The organism is Pseudoalteromonas sp. 20-92, from assembly GCF_030847595.1.
Classification (GTDB): Bacteria; Pseudomonadota; Gammaproteobacteria; order Enterobacterales; family Alteromonadaceae; genus Pseudoalteromonas; species Pseudoalteromonas fuliginea.
Genome location: NZ_JANJGQ010000019.1, coordinates 24,884 through 41,775 on the forward strand (window position 1 = coordinate 24,884; position 16,892 = coordinate 41,775).

General features: G+C 36.9%; 13 protein-coding genes and 1 tRNA gene. 7 read left to right on the forward strand and 7 right to left on the reverse strand.

The window, feature by feature from the left end:
• Nucleotides 1-32: 32 nt before the first annotated feature.
• From NRL14_RS14985 to NRL14_RS15000, 4 genes are all read right to left on the reverse strand, one after another.
• Nucleotides 33-2,231, reverse strand: coding sequence for an EAL domain-containing protein (locus NRL14_RS14985; RefSeq protein ID WP_149614017.1), 2,199 nt, complete (start codon nucleotides 2,229-2,231; stop codon nucleotides 33-35).
• Nucleotides 2,232-2,294: 63 nt separating this feature from the next.
• The gene (locus tag NRL14_RS14990) at nucleotides 2,295-5,468 is read right to left on the reverse strand and encodes a response regulator (RefSeq protein WP_232224779.1); all 3,174 of its coding nucleotides are present in this window, start codon (nucleotides 5,466-5,468) and stop codon (nucleotides 2,295-2,297) included.
• A 50-nt stretch (nucleotides 5,469-5,518) separates the two neighbouring features.
• Nucleotides 5,519-6,781 carry a PotD/PotF family extracellular solute-binding protein gene (locus NRL14_RS14995; RefSeq protein ID WP_007375950.1) on the reverse strand — a complete coding sequence of 421 codons (1,263 nt, stop codon included), beginning with the start codon at nucleotides 6,779-6,781 and terminating at the stop codon, nucleotides 5,519-5,521.
• A 149-nt stretch (nucleotides 6,782-6,930) separates the two neighbouring features.
• Nucleotides 6,931-7,006 (reverse strand) — tRNA-Ala (locus NRL14_RS15000).
• Between the two features lie 165 nt (nucleotides 7,007-7,171).
• Here NRL14_RS15000 and NRL14_RS15005 point away from each other — a divergent pair.
• Both NRL14_RS15005 and NRL14_RS15010 read left to right on the forward strand, forming a co-directional pair.
• On the forward strand, nucleotides 7,172-7,567 hold the full coding sequence (locus NRL14_RS15005; protein WP_033023229.1) for a hypothetical protein: 396 nt from the start codon (nucleotides 7,172-7,174) through the stop codon (nucleotides 7,565-7,567).
• Nucleotide 7,568: 1 nt separating this feature from the next.
• A complete protein-coding gene (locus NRL14_RS15010; RefSeq protein ID WP_008138855.1) occupies nucleotides 7,569-8,069 on the forward strand; it encodes a prolyl-tRNA synthetase associated domain-containing protein in 501 nt (166 codons plus the stop codon).
• On the opposite strand, the gene NRL14_RS15015 is transcribed toward NRL14_RS15010, so the two are convergent.
• Nucleotides 8,036-9,184 carry an MFS transporter gene (locus tag NRL14_RS15015; protein ID WP_306725024.1) on the reverse strand — a complete coding sequence of 383 codons (1,149 nt, stop codon included), beginning with the start codon at nucleotides 9,182-9,184 and terminating at the stop codon, nucleotides 8,036-8,038. The two genes, NRL14_RS15010 and NRL14_RS15015, sit on opposite strands and share 34 nt — an antisense overlap.
• A gap of 198 nt (nucleotides 9,185-9,382) precedes the next feature.
• Here NRL14_RS15015 and NRL14_RS15020 point away from each other — a divergent pair, with 198 nt between their 5' ends.
• The 4 genes from NRL14_RS15020 (at nucleotide 9,383) to NRL14_RS15035 (ending at nucleotide 12,561) form a co-directional block, all read left to right on the forward strand.
• Entirely contained in the window at nucleotides 9,383-9,922 is a 540-nt protein-coding gene (locus NRL14_RS15020; RefSeq protein WP_002957867.1) for a DUF2058 domain-containing protein, read from the forward strand.
• Nucleotides 9,923-10,103: 181 nt separating this feature from the next.
• Entirely contained in the window at nucleotides 10,104-10,427 is a 324-nt protein-coding gene (locus tag NRL14_RS15025; RefSeq protein WP_033016362.1) for a c-type cytochrome, read from the forward strand.
• 164 nt (nucleotides 10,428-10,591) lie between these two features.
• Nucleotides 10,592-11,359 carry a class II aldolase/adducin family protein gene (locus NRL14_RS15030; RefSeq protein ID WP_007375955.1) on the forward strand — a complete coding sequence of 256 codons (768 nt, stop codon included), beginning with the start codon at nucleotides 10,592-10,594 and terminating at the stop codon, nucleotides 11,357-11,359.
• Nucleotides 11,360-11,385: 26 nt separating this feature from the next.
• Nucleotides 11,386-12,561 carry a mandelate racemase/muconate lactonizing enzyme family protein gene (locus NRL14_RS15035; protein ID WP_007375956.1) on the forward strand — a complete coding sequence of 392 codons (1,176 nt, stop codon included), beginning with the start codon at nucleotides 11,386-11,388 and terminating at the stop codon, nucleotides 12,559-12,561.
• Nucleotides 12,562-12,692: 131 nt separating this feature from the next.
• Here the strand turns inward: NRL14_RS15035 and NRL14_RS15040 are convergent, their stop codons facing one another.
• Complete coding sequence (locus tag NRL14_RS15040; protein WP_306725025.1) at nucleotides 12,693-13,664, reverse strand: FHA domain-containing protein; 972 nt, start codon at nucleotides 13,662-13,664, stop codon at nucleotides 12,693-12,695.
• Between the two features lie 121 nt (nucleotides 13,665-13,785).
• Between NRL14_RS15040 and NRL14_RS15045 the strand changes: the two genes are divergently transcribed.
• Complete coding sequence (locus tag NRL14_RS15045) at nucleotides 13,786-16,326, forward strand: serine/threonine-protein kinase (RefSeq protein WP_008138857.1); 2,541 nt, start codon at nucleotides 13,786-13,788, stop codon at nucleotides 16,324-16,326.
• Between the two features lie 5 nt (nucleotides 16,327-16,331).
• Here the strand turns inward: NRL14_RS15045 and NRL14_RS15050 are convergent, their stop codons facing one another.
• Nucleotides 16,332-16,811 carry a hypothetical protein gene (locus tag NRL14_RS15050; RefSeq protein WP_306725026.1) on the reverse strand — a complete coding sequence of 160 codons (480 nt, stop codon included), beginning with the start codon at nucleotides 16,809-16,811 and terminating at the stop codon, nucleotides 16,332-16,334.
• Nucleotides 16,812-16,892: the final 81 nt, after the last annotated feature.

Here is a 16,892-nt window from a genome sequence, read left to right on the forward strand (position 1 = left end):
CGAGCATTGCTCGGCTTTTTTGTATTTGTGGTTTATTTTAATTTTTTTATCCAATCACTTGCTGGTTCTGGCTTATGCAAATGATAGCCTTGCATAATTACTTCAGGGTACTCTTGGAATAAATCAAAGTGGGACTGATTCTCTACTCCTTCGGCAACAACTTTCAACTGAAATAGCTTTCCTAAGCTAACAATCATATCAATAATTAATTTATCGTTGTTATCAGTCGGCGCATCAAACACAAATGAGCGGTCTATCTTCAATTCTTGAATAGGCAATTGTTTGAGGTAGGTAAGACTTGAATAACCCGTACCAAAGTCATCAATGGATACACGAACACCTAAGTTTTTTAGGTATTGTACCGCCTCAATGGCGGACTCTATGTGATTGAGTAAGGTGCCTTCAATAATTTCGATAGTTAACTGGTTTGGTTTTATTTCGTAAAACTCTATTTTAGTTTTTAATAATGATAGGAAACGTGCTTCATGAAAGTGTCTACCACTAATATTTACCGATAAGCTCAGTGTTGAATGACGATCATCTAACTGTTGAATAAGCGACAAAGAATTTGTAAGTACCCATGAGTCCAGTTCATAAATAATGTCTGACTCTTCAGCAATAGGAATAAACTCAGCGGGGCTAATAAAGCCTTTCTCAGGATGCATCCACCGTAAGAGCACTTCGCCACCTTTTAACTTTTGCTGACTATCAAATTGAGACTGAACATAAAGTGTTAATTCATTTTGCGATATTGCTTTTCGTAAGTCTTGTTCAATTTCAAAGCGGCGCTTTGCCTGTTCACCAAAAGAGTTATCAAAGAAAGTAACTCTATTACCACCTTTTTCTTTTGCTTTATAACAAGCAGCTTCGCAGTTTCGGATCGTTTCAATTGCATTTTCCCACTGATCTTCTCTAGGGAAAATATAGGTGCCGATGCTAATCGTAATACTTATTTGTTGATCATCAATTATGAAAGGCTCGTTAATAACTCTTAATAGCTCTTGTGCCTTATGTTCTGCAATTTCTTGTGATCTTAGTCGACCAACGCCTTTGTCAACACTACTCAAAGCGGCAAATTCATCGCTGCCTAAGCGTGCAATAACATCTTTTTTATCAAGTTTATTATGGATACGATTGGCAAGTTCTTTAAGAACTTTGTCGCCTGCTAACAAACCAAGGCCATCATTAATTGAGTGAAAGCTGTCTATGTCTATTATATAAATATAAGCATAGTTATTGTCTAAAGAACATCGCTGTAATTGTTGTTCTAGCTGCTTTAGAAAACCGTTTCGGTTAGGTAAAGCGGTTAGTTCGTCATGCCAAGTAAGGTAGTCAATGCGTTCTTGAGTTACTTTCAAACTCGAAATATCACTAAATACACCAATGAAATGAACATTTGTGTCTTGTTCACCTTTTACCATACTTAGTGTCAGTAATTCAGGGTATAGCTCACCATTTTTACGACGCGTAACGAGCTCTCCGCTCCAATAGCCGGCTTTGTTTGCGTGGAGCCAAACATTATTGAAGCTTATACCTGCTTGGTTATTTTGTTTTAGTTTATGTAACTTAATATCTAGCGCTTCGGCTTCAGTAAAGCCTGTGATACGGCAAAAGGAAGGGTTAACAGCAATTATTTTACCACCGGAATCAGTAATAACAACACCATCGGCAGTACTCACCAACGCCTGATAGAAAAGCTTTTGTTTAGATGATAATTGCTTAAGCTCCTCTTCTCTTTCACTTAATTCTTGTGCTAGAGATTCTATTTCAAGGAGCTTATCGTGCAGGTCAAAGTTCTTCTCTATAAGTCGGTCTAACATACCCTGAGATGTTATGTGAGTACGAATTCTGGCTCTTACTAAAGCAAGTTTATAAGGCTTGTGGATATAATCAATAGCACCTAATTCAAACCCATGTTCTTCTGAGTCTTCAGTGGTCAGTGCTGTCACAAAAATAATGGGGATTCCTTTGGTATTTTGGCGTGATTTTAATATTTCACATACTTCATAGCCATCCATACCCGGCATCATTATATCAAGCAAAATTAAATCAGGGCGTGTTGATTCTATAAAAGTTAGGGCTTGTTCGCCGCTAATAGATACTCTTACGTCATAGTCAGCAAGTAACCCTTCAACTAATACATGAAGATTATTTGGCTCATCATCAACAATTAACACTAAGGGTTTGTGTTTTTTATCTTGAGCTTCACTAATATTTTTAGCCGGATACATCGAATGCACATTCAATCCTTTTGAGTCTTTAATATCTAATCTAGCTTAGTTTTTTACGCTTGGCTAATTTAAATTGTCATCACGAAATTGGCTTATCAACTCTAATACTAATTGATAGTCAAATTGATTTATTGCCGACTTAAGTCCGAGTAAAGGATGGGGAGATTTCAAAGTGAAGCCATTTAAGCTTCTTACTAAGCCGCTAGGAATTGGCTTTGAGTTAATTGTTAATTCATAAATTTTATCAATAAGGGTTGTAAGTTCGCTTGCATTTTCATTGCCCTCTAAACTGACATCTTCGCTAAGGCGTTGAGTTGTTAGATACTGTTTAATTGCATGCAAAGTAATTACAAATTGCTCACTAAACAGTGAAAATGAAACAACTTCTTTATTGCGTATTTGAGATTCAATTTTTTTAGCTAGCTGCTCTAAAACTTCTAATCCTAAAGTGCCCGCTAAACCCTTTATTGCATGAACATGGCGGGCAAGTTCAATATTATTATTAGTTTCTTGTAGCTTTTGAAACTTTACAATAAAGTTTTCATAGTCTATCGCGAACTGTGTAATCAATTTATTTAGCAAACGTTCATTATTATCTAAGTTATCAAGTGCTAGAGGGATATTAATGAGTAAACCACTTTGGGGCGTTGATAAATTCTTTTCAAGGCTTTGAAATAGCATATCAAAAATGAGGGGCTTGGTTAAAAAGTCATTCATACCTGCATCAATAGCTGCCTTTTTATCCTCAGGAAGTACTGCCGCGGTTAATGCAACTATTGGTAGTGTTTCACCATTTTCTCTAATTTTACTGGTGGCTAAAATACCATCCATTACTGGCATTTGAATATCCATAAAAATAATGTCGAATATATTGTTTTTAACACACTCAACGGCTTCCAGCCCGTTCATTGCCGTTACAATGTCTAGATCTAATTTTTTTAACATTGCAGAGGTGATTTCTATATTCAGAGGGTTATCGTCAACAATGAGTGCTTTTATACCAGTAAATTTAATCAAGTTATCAGGCTTTGGGGTGATGCTTGCTTTGCTTTCAGATGCAAGTAATTTTAAGATATCCGACTGTTTGTAACTGTTATTTATAATATGTACATTTTTTTGTGTTGGCTGGGTGTGAGGCTGATCGGTATCCGTAATTATTATGATGATTTTTAAATTGTTTTTAGATAGCTGACTGCTTTCAGTGAGTTTTTGAAGAATAATACTGTTTTTGGCTTCTTCTTGCGTCAATGACAAAATGACAATATCAAAAGGAGAGCTTGGTTGAGATATTTTAGCGAGAGCGCGTAGCGGCTCTTCTGTTGTTTCGGGTGTTATTCCAACACTGCTGAGTAAAGACACAAGTTGGGCAGCTTGTTCTTTTTGTGGCGTAATGAGTAAGGCTCGTTTTTTTTGTCTGTGTTGTGGTGAAAGTTTAAATGGTAAGGTGAAATAAAACTCACTGCCTTTATCTTTTTCGCTTCGAATTTGAATTTTTCCACCGAGTACTTTTGTAAATTGTTGGCTAATAGTTAACCCAAGCCCCGTGCCACCGTATTTGCGAGTAATAGAAGCATCACCTTGATAAAAAGAGTTAAATACTTTCTCGACCTGTTCAGGTTCAATTCCTACGCCTGTATCTTTAATACAAAACCTTAAATCAATTATGTTTTTTTGTTGGGATATTGTTTCTACAATTAAATGAATTTTCCCATGTTCAGTGAATTTTATTGCGTTTCCGACGCAATTATTGATGATTTGGTTCAGATGAAATGGATCCCCTATCAGCTCTAAATGTGGGTCAGCATGTAGATTAAATTCAAGTGCTAAGCCTTTTTGATTCGCGGTATCTTTAAATAAATTGCCCGTGTTTTTTACAATAGAGTCGAGAGTAAATGGTATTTCTTCTATTTTTATTTTTTTTGATTCAAGTTTAGAAAAATCTAAAATATTATTCAGGATATGCAGTAAATTATGTGCACTTGAATATGCTTTGTCTGCGTAATGTTGCTGTTTAGTAGGTAAAGTACTGTCTCTTAAAAGCTGTAGCATACCTAATACGCCATTCATTGGTGTTCGCAGCTCGTGACTCATATTTGCCACAAAGTCACTTTTTGTTTTGTTAGCACTTTCGGCTTGTGCTATCGCAACTGTAAGCTCTTTGTTCATAGTCTCCATTTGGATATTTAACGCCTGCGTTTCAATCAGTAACTCTTTGGTTTGCTGATTTTTTTGATACAACATATTTGCTGCTTTTATTACTGCGGATATCTCGCTTTGATTATGATGGTTTTTATTGAGCGTAACTTGTTTTTCATTACTCATATCGTTTAGTAAAGTGGTTAACTGAGTAATTGGTTTAATGACCGATCTAAAAATAAAGTAGCCGACTGATATAACAATAATCGTAATTAATAAAGCGAATAAATTCGCTTGTTCTGTGTAGCTTATTAGGTGGGAGCTGAGCTGTTTTTCAGTTTCATTAAATTTCAGTTTTTCAGTTTTTTTGACTTGATTAGCTAAATAGAGTAATTCGTTTTCAATACCAGTAAGCACAACATTAATCGAAAAAGTGTAGCTACGTGTCAGCAGCATTAATTGGCTGTAGGCTTTCTTTAAGTTTGTAATCGTGTTCATGGAGACACTGCTTATGCTAGGTGCTTTCGCTAATTTTGAGTGTAAATGCTCAAGGTTTTTATTAACATTTTGTGCTTCGTCAAAATTAGGTTTATACAGGTAACTTACTACCGCGTGCTCTAGGTTGCTTATAGTAAGCAATATATCGCTAAAAATAGCTTTGCTTTTAGGGGAAGCTTGCGTTTCTAATTTCGTTATCTGTATTTTTAGATCTGTAATAGGTTGTTTAAATTGCGTTATGTAAAGTTGCTCTCGTTTAGTTCGATTCATCACAATTTGATTGAACGTGTCTTGATAGTTACTTAGGTAGTCACCAAGTCTGTTTAGTGCACTTTGATACTCTAAAGAATGCTCTACAGAATTGCTTTTTAAGAGATTGAGGTTTTTATTTGCTTCATTTAAATAAAGGTCGAATTTTTCGATTGTATTTTGATTTGCTTTATCAACATAAGCAATCGCCTGACTTTGCAGTGAAATAACATCGTTTTCTAAACGCGTTACACTTTCATTTTGCATCAGTGCATTGTGTTGTGCTTTTTGTAAGTTTAATAATGATTTTTGTGAATAATTAAATAAATAGCTTTGCAGTACTAATAAGCTCATAAGTAAGCACAAAGCTAAAATTATTTTTGATTTTATCGAACGAATTTTCATTAGCGACTAATTAACTCATGCCATTTTTGCAAACTGTAATCGTAGGTTGGCATAACACTGTTCCATACTGCAACATTACTGAAACGTTTGAGATAACTACCTCCATTTCGTTCCTCTCCTGCTTTTATCGTTATATCACCGTTGGTATTTCGTAAGTCTATTTCAGTTGCTTTACCATCGTACCAGTAGTCCCATTCAGAAGAACTCAGTAGTGGCTTTGAGCGTTCAGGGTTGCTAATGTAATAACCTTGACGAGCTATAAAAGCCCCCGGCCAACCTGATAACCACCAATTCATATAATCGTAAGCAGCATCTTTAACGCTATTTTGTGTTTGTGACGATAAGCACATCACACCGTGCCAGCCTCTGTAACCCTCTTTTGGAGCGGCAAAGCGCACATTAACACCTTGGCTATTAAGCGCGGCTACTGCTGGTGAGAACATGCTCTCTATATGCGCACGTTTGCTCTTCATAAACTCGATTGATTCTGGCACAGAGTTCCAGTACCCACTAAAGTGACCTTGGCGTTTAAAATCAAGTAATATACTAAAGAGTCGATCCATTTCTGAACGCGTTATTGAACCGATATTATTAAATTTTATGAGGCCTTTGCTTTGTGCAGCTAAGGCCAAATCGAATAATCCGATAGTAGGGGCATTTACAATGGCTACTTTTCCTCGGTTCGTATCATCTAATAGCCAACTCCAGCTTTCTGTTTCGTAAGCTATACCTGGTTTGATGAAATCAGTGTTGTAACCAAAAGAGTCAACATTGTGCACATAAGGCAAAAAGCTTATGTGATCGCTTTCGTGCTCGCTTAATGTACCATCGGGTTGGACATTTAATAATTTATACGGAGCATCGCCTGCACCAATATTTGCATTTTCGGTGAGCTTTCCAGTTTTAGTGAGGTTGTTAATTTCATTAAAGTAAGTGAGTCGTTTTTTTTCTATTGGCTGTATAGAGCCTGCATTCCACAGCACATTTATGCTATTTGACCATTGTTCGTATAGATCAAAGGAGCTTGGGGCCATTGACGCTCTTTGTAAAACGGCTGCACTGCCTGCGGGTGTAAATTCGATATTAATACCCAAGTCGCTCATCGCTTGTTTTCGAATAGCATCTTGTAATGTGACATGTGTACCAAGGACTCTTAAAGTGACTTTTTTTCGGGCAAAAACATAAGGAGCATGCGTAATCGCGCCAGCAGTCAAACCAATAACAGCAAGTTTTTTTAACGTTGAGCGCTTAGGGGTGTCCATGATAAGCCTAAAGCATTAATACATATGACATTATATATAGCTAATAAGTTGTAAAGACTCAAGTTGAAAGTTATAAAAATTAGTTAGAAAAGAAAGTAATTAACACTACGAAAAAATAATTTTTGGTTTTTGATGAGGAGGTAGGAAAGTGGTGGAGCTAAGCAGGATCGAACTGCTGACCTCCTGCGTGCAAGGCAGGCGCTCTCCCAGCTGAGCTATAGCCCCACATTCCTAAATTACGATTTACGTAATTACTTGGCTGCTGAGTTCCAAGCGGGACGAACTTTAAATTTTTTTATAAATTTGGTCAAGTATTTTTTCGCTAATTTTTACTGTTTATGACAAATTTTGATAGACTCGGCTTAATTACAAACTAAAACGACAAAAAACATGAAAAAAAGTGTTCTAGTGATGATGGTTTTACTCGCAGGTTGTGCGTCAAGTGACGGGCCTCCTTTTGAAATAAACAACAAACAGTTTCATGAAAAAAAAGATGCGCAAGGTAATAAAATTTTTGCTTATGTTGTTTCAGTAAAAGCTAAGCATCGTGAAAACTTTAATCTTGACCGTGGTCCTAATAACAGACCAAGTCGTGGTGAGGTTAAGCAATATATTGAGCAAGAGCATTTTGAAGAGTCGAGTGTTTTAAAGTTACAGCTAGAAGACCAAGCTGTTGAGTTATTAAATCAAGAGCTAAAAGAGCGTCAGTATTGCGATAACGAACACGAAGTCAATGACGTTATATGGCGAGATTTGAGTGTGCAATTAAGAGGACGTTGTTTGTAATATGTTGGCTGATAAAACTAAGTTAGCAGAGCTTTTAGCGCACCTAGATATTAATTACGATGTAATAGAGCATCCGCCGCTGCATACTAGCTTAGCGGCTGATGAGTTTATGATTGAGCGCCCAGGTACACGTCTTAAAAATTTATTTTTACGTGACAATGAGGGTAAGCGACATTTTTTAGTTATTACAGCGCACGATAAACAACTCGACTTAAAGGTATTGTCAAAGCAGCAAGGTCTTTCACGCTTAGGGTTTGCATCAAGTGAGCGGCTAGCTAAATATTTAAAAGTGGCTCCTGGGTGTGTATCTATGTTGGCTCTTTTAAATGATAAGCAAAACGAAGTGAGCTTATGGGTTGACCAAGATATTTGGGGTGGCGATTTGTTCCATTGTCATCCATTTGAAAATACCCAAACATGGTTGCTTAGCAAGGCTGACTTAGAAACTTTTTTTAATTACACAAAGCATCAACCGCGAGTTGTATTTTTACCCTCAAAATAAGCCCACACAATTAACGATAAACCGCATAAGCAAACCGCAAGCAGCGTAAACATAAACGCTGTTTGCCCATAATGTTGGTATACCACACCGGGTAATAACGACCCTAATGCACCACCACTGTAATAAAATGATACATACCCGCCATTGGTTACGCTTGGTGGGGCTTTACTTATTTTGTTAACGAGCGGCGCTGCAGTTGAATGGATTACAAACATTGCCCCACAAAACAAAGTAAATGCGATTAAAAATAAGCTAAGTTGGTGGCTCATTAATAAAATAATACTCACACTATAAAAACCAAATACAGCGACTAAAAGATGCCAAGCTGAAGGTGTTTTTTTAAGCAACCAAGGTGCAGTAATAGAGGCGAGAGCACCAATTAAATAACCACTGTAAACTAAGCCTATGTCACGAGTATTGGTAATTAAAAACGTGTTTTGTAATATAAACGGTAAGTAATTAAGTAGCGCAGCGAAACAAAAAAACATACAAAAAACGGCGCCATACACTTTAAGTACAGCACCTTCTTTAAGTTGTTTAAGGTAATCTAGAGGGGAGAGCTGCGACGGTGTAGCTGGGTTTGAAAAGCGAGAATGCTTAATTGTTAAAGCCAAAAAAATAAGCATAAAAGCAATAACATAATAAAAACTTTGCCAATGCCACAAATCGCTAAACAAAGCAGCGAGTACGCGGCCAAAGTAACCTCCAACTATACTGCTACCAATATACAGAGTCATATTTTTTTGAAGGGCATCTGCGCTGTAGCTCATGCCTATATAGCTGGTCATTGCTGTTAAAGCTGCTGGAAGCGTTAAACCTTGTAGAAATCTAACCAAGAGCAAAAGTTCAAAGCTCGGTACATAAATGAAAAGCAGGCTACTAAGTCCTAAAAATACCATTGCAATACGCAATACTAGTAATGGGTTGCGTTTTGCTAAAAGTACACCATAAACAAGTGGTGCAATGGCCAAGGGCAGCATAGTTGCGGTCATTAAGCTGCCAGCTACCGCAGGGGCTACATTAAACTCATTCGCAAAAAGACTGAGTAAGGGCTGTGGCGCATAAAGTACAAAAAATATAAATACCGAGCAAACGAGTAGGTGAGGTAAACGCATTATATGCCTTGTACATTTGCTGATTGGTTAGGCGGCATTGTATTAAAAATTGCTTTTAATTCATAATTAAAAGCACGCTCTTTGCGCTATATCATGGTTTGTTTTAACTAGTTTGTTAGATTAATGTCGATAGCGCTGTTATTTAGACTCGTTGGTGATTAAAATAACCTTAATATTAGTTTTTAGTGGAACAAAGCCATGGGTTCATTACAAGACCAATTGCTTCAAGCAGGATTAACAACATCGCATAATGCTAAAGTTGCTAAATCAGAAAAACGTAAGCAACAAAAAAAGCAAAAGAAAGGGGCTACTAGTAACCCAAGTGATCTGCAAAAGCACATCCAACAAACCAAGCTAGAGCAGCAAAAAAAGGCTGAAGAGCTTAACCAAACACGCCAAGTTAGCTTAAAGCAGCGCGAACAAGAAGCGCGTGTTAAACAAATTTTAGAGCATCACAACCAAGACGCTATTCGTGGTGAGCGCACATTTAATTTTACTTATCAAAACAAAGTAAAAAATATCGATGTCAACGAGAAAACGCAAAAAGCGTTATCGGGTGGTCGTTTAGCTATCTGTGTACTAGAAGGGCAATTTTACGTTTTAGACGATGAACCTGCGCGTAAAGTGGCTGAAGTTGACGAAAAGTATATTGTTTTTCATGTAGAGCCTGAAAACAAGCCAAAAGATGAAGACGACCCATATGCAGACTTTGAAGTACCAGATGATATAGTTTGGTAATAAGTTATTAAGGGGAAGCTCATTTTTGTTTGTTAAGATAGATAAACGAGTAGAAACGGGTTAGCAGTTTTTGGTTAAGTTGATCGTCTAGCGTCGTTTCGTACGTATGCTTTTTATTTGATTGTTTACTACAATCAATAGAACAGTTTTTTCTAACCGTCAAAAAAGAAGAGTAAATACAATGAGCAAGATGAAAACACTACTATTAGGTGCGGGTATTACTTTAGCTGCAAGCTTTTCGTTTAATGCAGCTGCTGCTGATGGCGCTGCACTTTATACCGCTAAAAATTGTCAAACCTGTCATGGCGCTGAAGGTAAAGCACCAATTATGGGTATGTACCCTAAGCTAAATGGTCAAAATAAAGACTACTTAGTAGCGCAAATGAAAGACATTAAATCAGGTGCACGTAACAACGGTATGACCATGGCCATGAAAGCAATGGTTGCAACGGTAACAGATGAAGAGTTTGACGCAATTGCAGATTACCTCGCTAACGTAAAATAATTTACGCAGTTATACCATTTGAATGCAATTGGTATTTTAGCTTTATAAACAGCCACACAATAGTGTGGCTGTTTTGTTTGGTGTTTGCTATAAAATAGAGACTGCTTTAGACTTCTAAACATCTGTTCGTACAGATTGATAATGTACGTTTTAAAAGGCTTATTATGTTTGATTTACCCCAACTCGATTTAAAAAATAAAGTATCAGCACAAGAGTGGCAACTTCGTGTTGATTTAGCCGCATGTTATAGACTGGTAGAGCACTTTCGTTGGGGGGATTTAATCTATACGCATTTATCAGCACGTTTGCCTGGCACCGACCACTACTTAGTGAATGCCTTTGGTTTAACCTTTGATGAAGTAACTGCCTCTAATTTAGTGAAGGTCGACTTAGACGGCAACATTATTGACGATACGCCATTTAGTATTAATCCAGCTGGTTTTACTATTCACAGTGCGATTCACGAGGTACGCGAAGACGCTCATTGTGTTATTCACCTTCATACTAAAGAAACAATCGCAGTCGCTACACAAAAAAATGGTTTGTTACCACTTAGCCAATATTCAATGTTTTCACTGCCATCGCTTTCTTATCATGGCTACGAAGGGCTAGCAGTAAACGACGATGAACGAAAAGTACTGCAAGATGATTTGGGCAGCACTAACCATATGTTATTGGTAAACCACGGTGGCTTAACGGTAGGCCCAACGGTAGGCGATGCGTTTATGCGCTTTTATGATTTACAGCGCGCATGCGAAATTCAATTAGCGCTACAATCAAGCTCGCAAGAGGTTATTGAAGTGCCGCAGCCCATAATCGACAATATTTATAATCAAGCAAACGTAGTACACAGCGGCAGCACTGGAGGGCAACTTGCGTGGCCTGCGATGTTGCGTAAAGCGTACCGACTTGACTCTAGTTTTGCAAAATAACCCATAGCGGTTAATAAGGAATTTTAATGAAAGTAAATCGCGTTGAAGTATTTGATATTCACTGTCCTGATAGGCCTTCTTGGACACCTGTATTTGTACGTATTCATACTGACGAAGGTATTAGTGGTGTTGGCGAGGCAGGCCTTGCTTACGATTTAGGTCACAGTGCAGCAGCTGCTATGATTAAAGAAATGGCCGACGCCTTTTTAATCGGCCACGACCCATTTCAAACAGAAAAACTATGGTCACGTATGTTACGTGAAAGCTTTTGGGGTTTAGGCGGCGGACCTGTTGTATATGCCGCAATGAGCGCAATTGATACCGCGCTTTGGGATATTAAAGGTAAAGCGCTTGGTTTACCTGTATATCAATTATTAGGCGGTAAAGTTAACGACAAACTACGTACATACGCATCGCAATTACAGTTTGACTGGGATAGCGAATTTAAAGCGCTAGTACAGCCGCAAGAATATGCAGAAGCGGCTTTAAAAGCGATGGCCGAAGGCTATGATGCAGTTAAAGTAGATCCAATTCAGTACGATAAAGACGGCAATACTTATTACGATCGTACAAAAATAATCTCACGTACTGAAATGAAGTTATACCGTGCGCGCATGCAAGCTATTCGCGAAGCAGTAGGCGATGAAGTGGATATTATTTTTGAATGCCACAGTTTACCAGGCGTGACAACAGCCATTCAGTTGGGTGAAATTGCAGAAGAATTTGACTGTATGTACTTTGAAGAGCCAGTTAACTACCTAAACCACTCATTACACGCAAAAGTAGCAGATAAAGTTAATGTGCCTATTGCTGGTGGCGAACGTCTGTATAACCGCTGGGGAGTGCGCCCATATTTAGAAGATCAAAGTATTGATGTTCTACAGCCAGATATTGGTTTGTGCGGTGGTTTTACCGAAACTAAGAAAGTATGTGACTACGCTGATATTTTTGATGTGCGAATTCAAGCTCACGTATGTGGCGGCCCTGTTGCAACCGCAGCATCACTGCATTTAGAAACGGCTATCCCTAACTTTTTAATTCATGAGCACCATACTTATGCGATTAAAAAATGGAACCGCGAGTTATGTTTGCAAGATCCACAGCCTAAAAACGGCTTCTTTGAAGTATCAGAAGAGCCAGGGTTGGGTATTGAGCTAAATGACGAGATTGTTATGCGCTCTCAGCGAGTTGAAATTAAGTAGCCAATGCGTTGAGATTGATAATATTACACTTTAAAAAATAAACTATTAAAAATAAGTTAGACCGACTATTTCAGCCGGTCTAATTTATTACTAAAAATGTCACTAGTGCTTTTTATTGTATGATCTGCTGCTCACTCTACATTGTCTTCTAAATTTGAAGACTCTATTTTTTTTCCTTTATAAATAGTAAACGTTTTTCCGCCAAAGCGGACTTTTCCGCGTTTACGTTCTATCAATGCACTGGGTATTATTTCATTATTAAGTATTTCAACAAATTGCTTTCGTGCGCGATGGATTTGAATATTAACGTGACTTTCACTAATACCTAAATCTTTTGCTAGTTTTTTTACTTGCACCCAACCCTGTACATCAGCCTCAAAATTATTTTGCATGTCATTTAATTTATATCGTGCTAATAGCAAGGTTAAATAATGATGAGAACGTACATCAAAGTCTAATGTAACTTTATTTTTTTTGATTTTTAGTTCGGCTAATTCTTCATCGAGGCTTAGGCTAAAAATGAACTCTAAATTATTATTAGGCTGTCTTTTGAGTTCAACTGTTTTTTCTTGCATGGTGGATTCAGCCTGAAATAAGCACCAACTTTTTCCGCCGATATATAAATTTTGACCATCACTCATTAGGGTCAGAAGGTGATCTTGCATAGTTTCATAATACCAACAGTGCTGCTGTGAGTCGAAAAAGACAATCACTTCAGGTTGCTTATTGTCAGGTAAAAAATGGTATTGCTCTAGAAAAATGACGTCTTCATGTGAGGAATTTTCTGGTAACAATAAGTCTCTTGGTGGGTCGACGCAAATAACTTGATACACAGCATTATTTACTTCAGAAAAACGGATATTATCGCCTTTTTTTAAAGGTATATTTTGATTTTTACTGATTTTTTTATCGTTTAACCAAACGCCATTTTTGCTTAAATCATTTATACACCATTGCTCATTTAGCCATTCAATTACGGCATGAATACGTGTAATTTCAGGAAAATCAAGCAAAGTATCTACAGAGTGTACTAATCTACCAAAGCGGTGGAAAGCACGTAAATAGAATTTACTCTGGGATTCTATATGTTTTAAAACAGCCATGGTTCATCCGTTTTTTCTTATTGATATAATTTATTATACTTAAATAATATCAATAGATTGTAATTATTTAATCTTTGAAGTTACACTAACCATTAAAATGTAAATATTATTGAGTTGCAGTGTGTTTAAATTAGAAGAGCATTACCATAAGCTAAACGTTTTAGCACAAGGAGGTATGAGCAAAGTCTACCTTGCTACTGATTTAAAGTTAGATCGCCAAGTTGCGCTCAAAGTAATCGATTTATCATCTTCAGTTACAGATCAAATACTATTAGAGGCTAAATTATTAGCTTGTTTTAATCATCCAAACATAGTCCAGATTTATAAGACCATCCAGTATGGTGAGCAATTGGTTCTTGAAATGGAATATGTTAAAGGTACAACACTTGAACGTTTGTTAAAAAAACAAGTATTAACTGCACAAGAAAAGCTAGCATTATTAATTGATATAAGTGAAGGGTTGTTAACCATTCACCAGCAAAATATTTTGCACCTTGATTTGAAGCCAAGCAACGTTTTGGTCAATGAAAGTGGTTCAGCTAAAATCGCTGATTTTGGTATTTCACAGATAAAAGATACCTTGCAATCGGAAGAAAACATGAGCTTTGGCAGTTTAACAGCAATGTCTCCAGAACAGCTAAATGATCAACCGTTAGACTTTAGAAGTGATTTGTTTTCATTTGGATTAATTGCTTATCAATTATTCGCTAATCAACATCCATATAGTGCGCAGTCTTCTGACCTTACTAATAAGTCTATAGCAGAGCAAATAAAAAATAATAAATGCAGCGCTAATGCATGCGCTATTACGGGTATCCCAGAACCATTGGGGCTACTTATAAACCGTCTTCTTTCTTATAATGTAAAACACCGACCGTCATCTTGCGTAGAAGTTACTGATGAATTAAAACGTATTTTATTGTCGTTAAATGGTAATAGTGAAACTATTTCTATGGCAGACATTCATTTAGCTAGCAAACACAAACAAAGGAATAAGTGGGGCATTTTTGCATTATTGTCATGTATTACCATCAGTTTACTCAGTGTGAGCATTTGGTATTGGCAAGCAAATAAACCCAAAACTTACGTTGCAGTGTTACCTGTCGAATTTAGTAAAACAACCAAACTCTTAGATGCTCAAAAGCAAGTGCTTAACTTGGCAATTAATGATGCTATAGCGCATTACTTATTAAATCACTCTGATTATGCATTAATCTCAAAAACTGAAATACGACAAACTCAAAAATTATTAGGCAAAGACACAAATTTAGCCACTTTAGGCCAAGCACTTAATTCGGATCAATTACTTGTTACGCACTTAGATTGCACTCCACTTTCTTGTGATATCAATTTAAGCCTACTGAATGGGGGAAATGCGACGCTAATTCGTGAAGAAAGAAGTGCAAGTGATACTGAAAATTACATGGGAATTTATAATTTAGCGAGTAGTTTTGTTGAAAAATTATACACAGGTAATGCTGCGAGTAGGCAAACACTAAAAAAAGAGAGTGAGTTTTTAGATCAATATGTGAATTTAGTACGTGTAGTGTCAAATAATTCGCGTGATGCGGAATCTTTAATGGCAGATGCTGAGAATTTGATTTTACACAGTCCCGAGTTTACACCTTTATATCCACTGTATCGTAAAATCGTACTTCGTCAGTATGATAAAACACATGATCCCGAAATTATAAAAAAATTAAAACAAACCTTAAATACTTTACCTCGTACTTATCGTAATAGTGCTGCTTACTTAATTGATATGTTAGAAGTTCATCAGCATGTTAAAGATAAGTATAATGCGGAAATTGTGATACAAAAAATTCAGGAGTCAGATCTTGAAGAGTTTCAAAAACAAACATTACTAGCAATTTACTATAAAAGAAATGGTGATTTAGCGCGTTCCTTAACGCATGCAAAGCTCGCTTATAAAATAAGGCCAACACTTGTTGCAACACGGAATCTAGCTATTGCCCACCTTATGCAAGGCAATAATCAAAAAGCAGCAGAGTATTTATCAAAAATACTTACCTACACACCTAATGATTTTATTACGCTACAAACGCTCGCAGATATTTCATTGTTATCAGGTGACCTAGCGGAAGCTGAAATTAACTACCAGCGATTAATTTCAGCAGGGACTGCTATTTCATCAACATATTCAAATTACTCTATTGTGTTGTCTTTAAAAGGGGAGTTAAAAGATGCATTACACCATGCCCAAAAGGCAGCAGAACTCTCCTCTATAAATAGTACGCAACAGCTCAATCTAGCTGATATTTTATATATGTTAGATAAAAAGGAACTGGCTTTTGATATTTATAAAAAGATAGATCGACAGATAGCAGACGATACACAAGTTGTTGAGTTATTATTAGAAAAAGCGCAAGCACAGGTTCATTTGAATAAAGGGCAAGAAGCGATGATCAGTATCGATCGTGCTTTAGCTCAAAGTTCTGAATTAAGCGAAGTATACTTTGTGAAAGCTATGATTCAGGCCATTTTAGGAGAGAAGTACTCAGCGGTTGCATCTGTAGAGCAAAGTATTAAAAAGGGATGGAGCCCCACTTTTTATCGACTTGGTTGGTTTAAACCGTTATGTACAGAGAGTAAGTTTCAAAAACTCTTAGGCAAAGAGAATTATGATTCTCTCTGTACATAAAATTCCTAGTGTGGTTCCATGTCTTGAAGAATCACTCGCGGATCTTGAGAAAAATAACGCATTGTTGGTTCTTTATTAGCTGTGTTTTTAGCGACAAGACGGAAGTTTACTTCATAGTCTGCACTCTCACTTAGCATACCTGAAACAGCTTCGTCTGGATTGTCAGCAAGTTCTGTTGCTAGCTGAGCAGGCAATGCGTGGGCAGGAATGATACTTGAGATAGACACTATAAGTGATTGACCGCTATTGGCCACTATACTTGTTAATTGATAATTAAAATTATCTTTAGCATCAGAGAAATAGGTGCCATTTTCAGCGAATTCCCATCCTAGACAATCAACCAATTCATAATATAAATTGACGGCTTGGCCTGCCTTTAATGCTTTATAATCAATACAAATATTTTCACTCTCTCCGCCCGTAGGGCTAAAAATGTTCCATTGTCCATTTTCTGTAGGAATAACTCGAAAGCTAAGATTATTCATTTTAATATCCTGTTTTAGGGTTAATAAATGTCATTATAGTTGTTTTACAGGTTAAATAACCTGCGCTTAGGTAAAACATAT

Bases quoted from the DNA above. Each gene is read 5' to 3' on its own strand.
- NRL14_RS14995 (WP_007375950.1), bottom strand. From the start codon at position 6,781: ATGGACACCCCTAAGCGCTCAACGTTAAAAAAACTTGCTGTTATTGGT.
- NRL14_RS14990 (WP_232224779.1), bottom strand. From the start codon at position 5,468: ATGAGCTTATTAGTACTGCAAAGCTATTTATTTAATTATTCACAAAAA.
- NRL14_RS15020 (WP_002957867.1), top strand. From the start codon at position 9,383: ATGGGTTCATTACAAGACCAATTGCTTCAAGCAGGATTAACAACATCG.
- NRL14_RS15005 (WP_033023229.1), top strand. From the start codon at position 7,172: ATGAAAAAAAGTGTTCTAGTGATGATGGTTTTACTCGCAGGTTGTGCG.
- NRL14_RS14985 (WP_149614017.1), bottom strand. From the start codon at position 2,231: ATGTATCCGGCTAAAAATATTAGTGAAGCTCAAGATAAAAAACACAAA.
- NRL14_RS15050 (WP_306725026.1), bottom strand. From the start codon at position 16,811: ATGAATAATCTTAGCTTTCGAGTTATTCCTACAGAAAATGGACAATGG.
- NRL14_RS15040 (WP_306725025.1), bottom strand. From the start codon at position 13,664: ATGGCTGTTTTAAAACATATAGAATCCCAGAGTAAATTCTATTTACGT.
- NRL14_RS15025 (WP_033016362.1), top strand. From the start codon at position 10,104: ATGAGCAAGATGAAAACACTACTATTAGGTGCGGGTATTACTTTAGCT.
- NRL14_RS15015 (WP_306725024.1), bottom strand. From the start codon at position 9,184: ATGCGTTTACCTCACCTACTCGTTTGCTCGGTATTTATATTTTTTGTA.
- NRL14_RS15030 (WP_007375955.1), top strand. From the start codon at position 10,592: ATGTTTGATTTACCCCAACTCGATTTAAAAAATAAAGTATCAGCACAA.
- NRL14_RS15035 (WP_007375956.1), top strand. From the start codon at position 11,386: ATGAAAGTAAATCGCGTTGAAGTATTTGATATTCACTGTCCTGATAGG.
- NRL14_RS15010 (WP_008138855.1), top strand. From the start codon at position 7,569: ATGTTGGCTGATAAAACTAAGTTAGCAGAGCTTTTAGCGCACCTAGAT.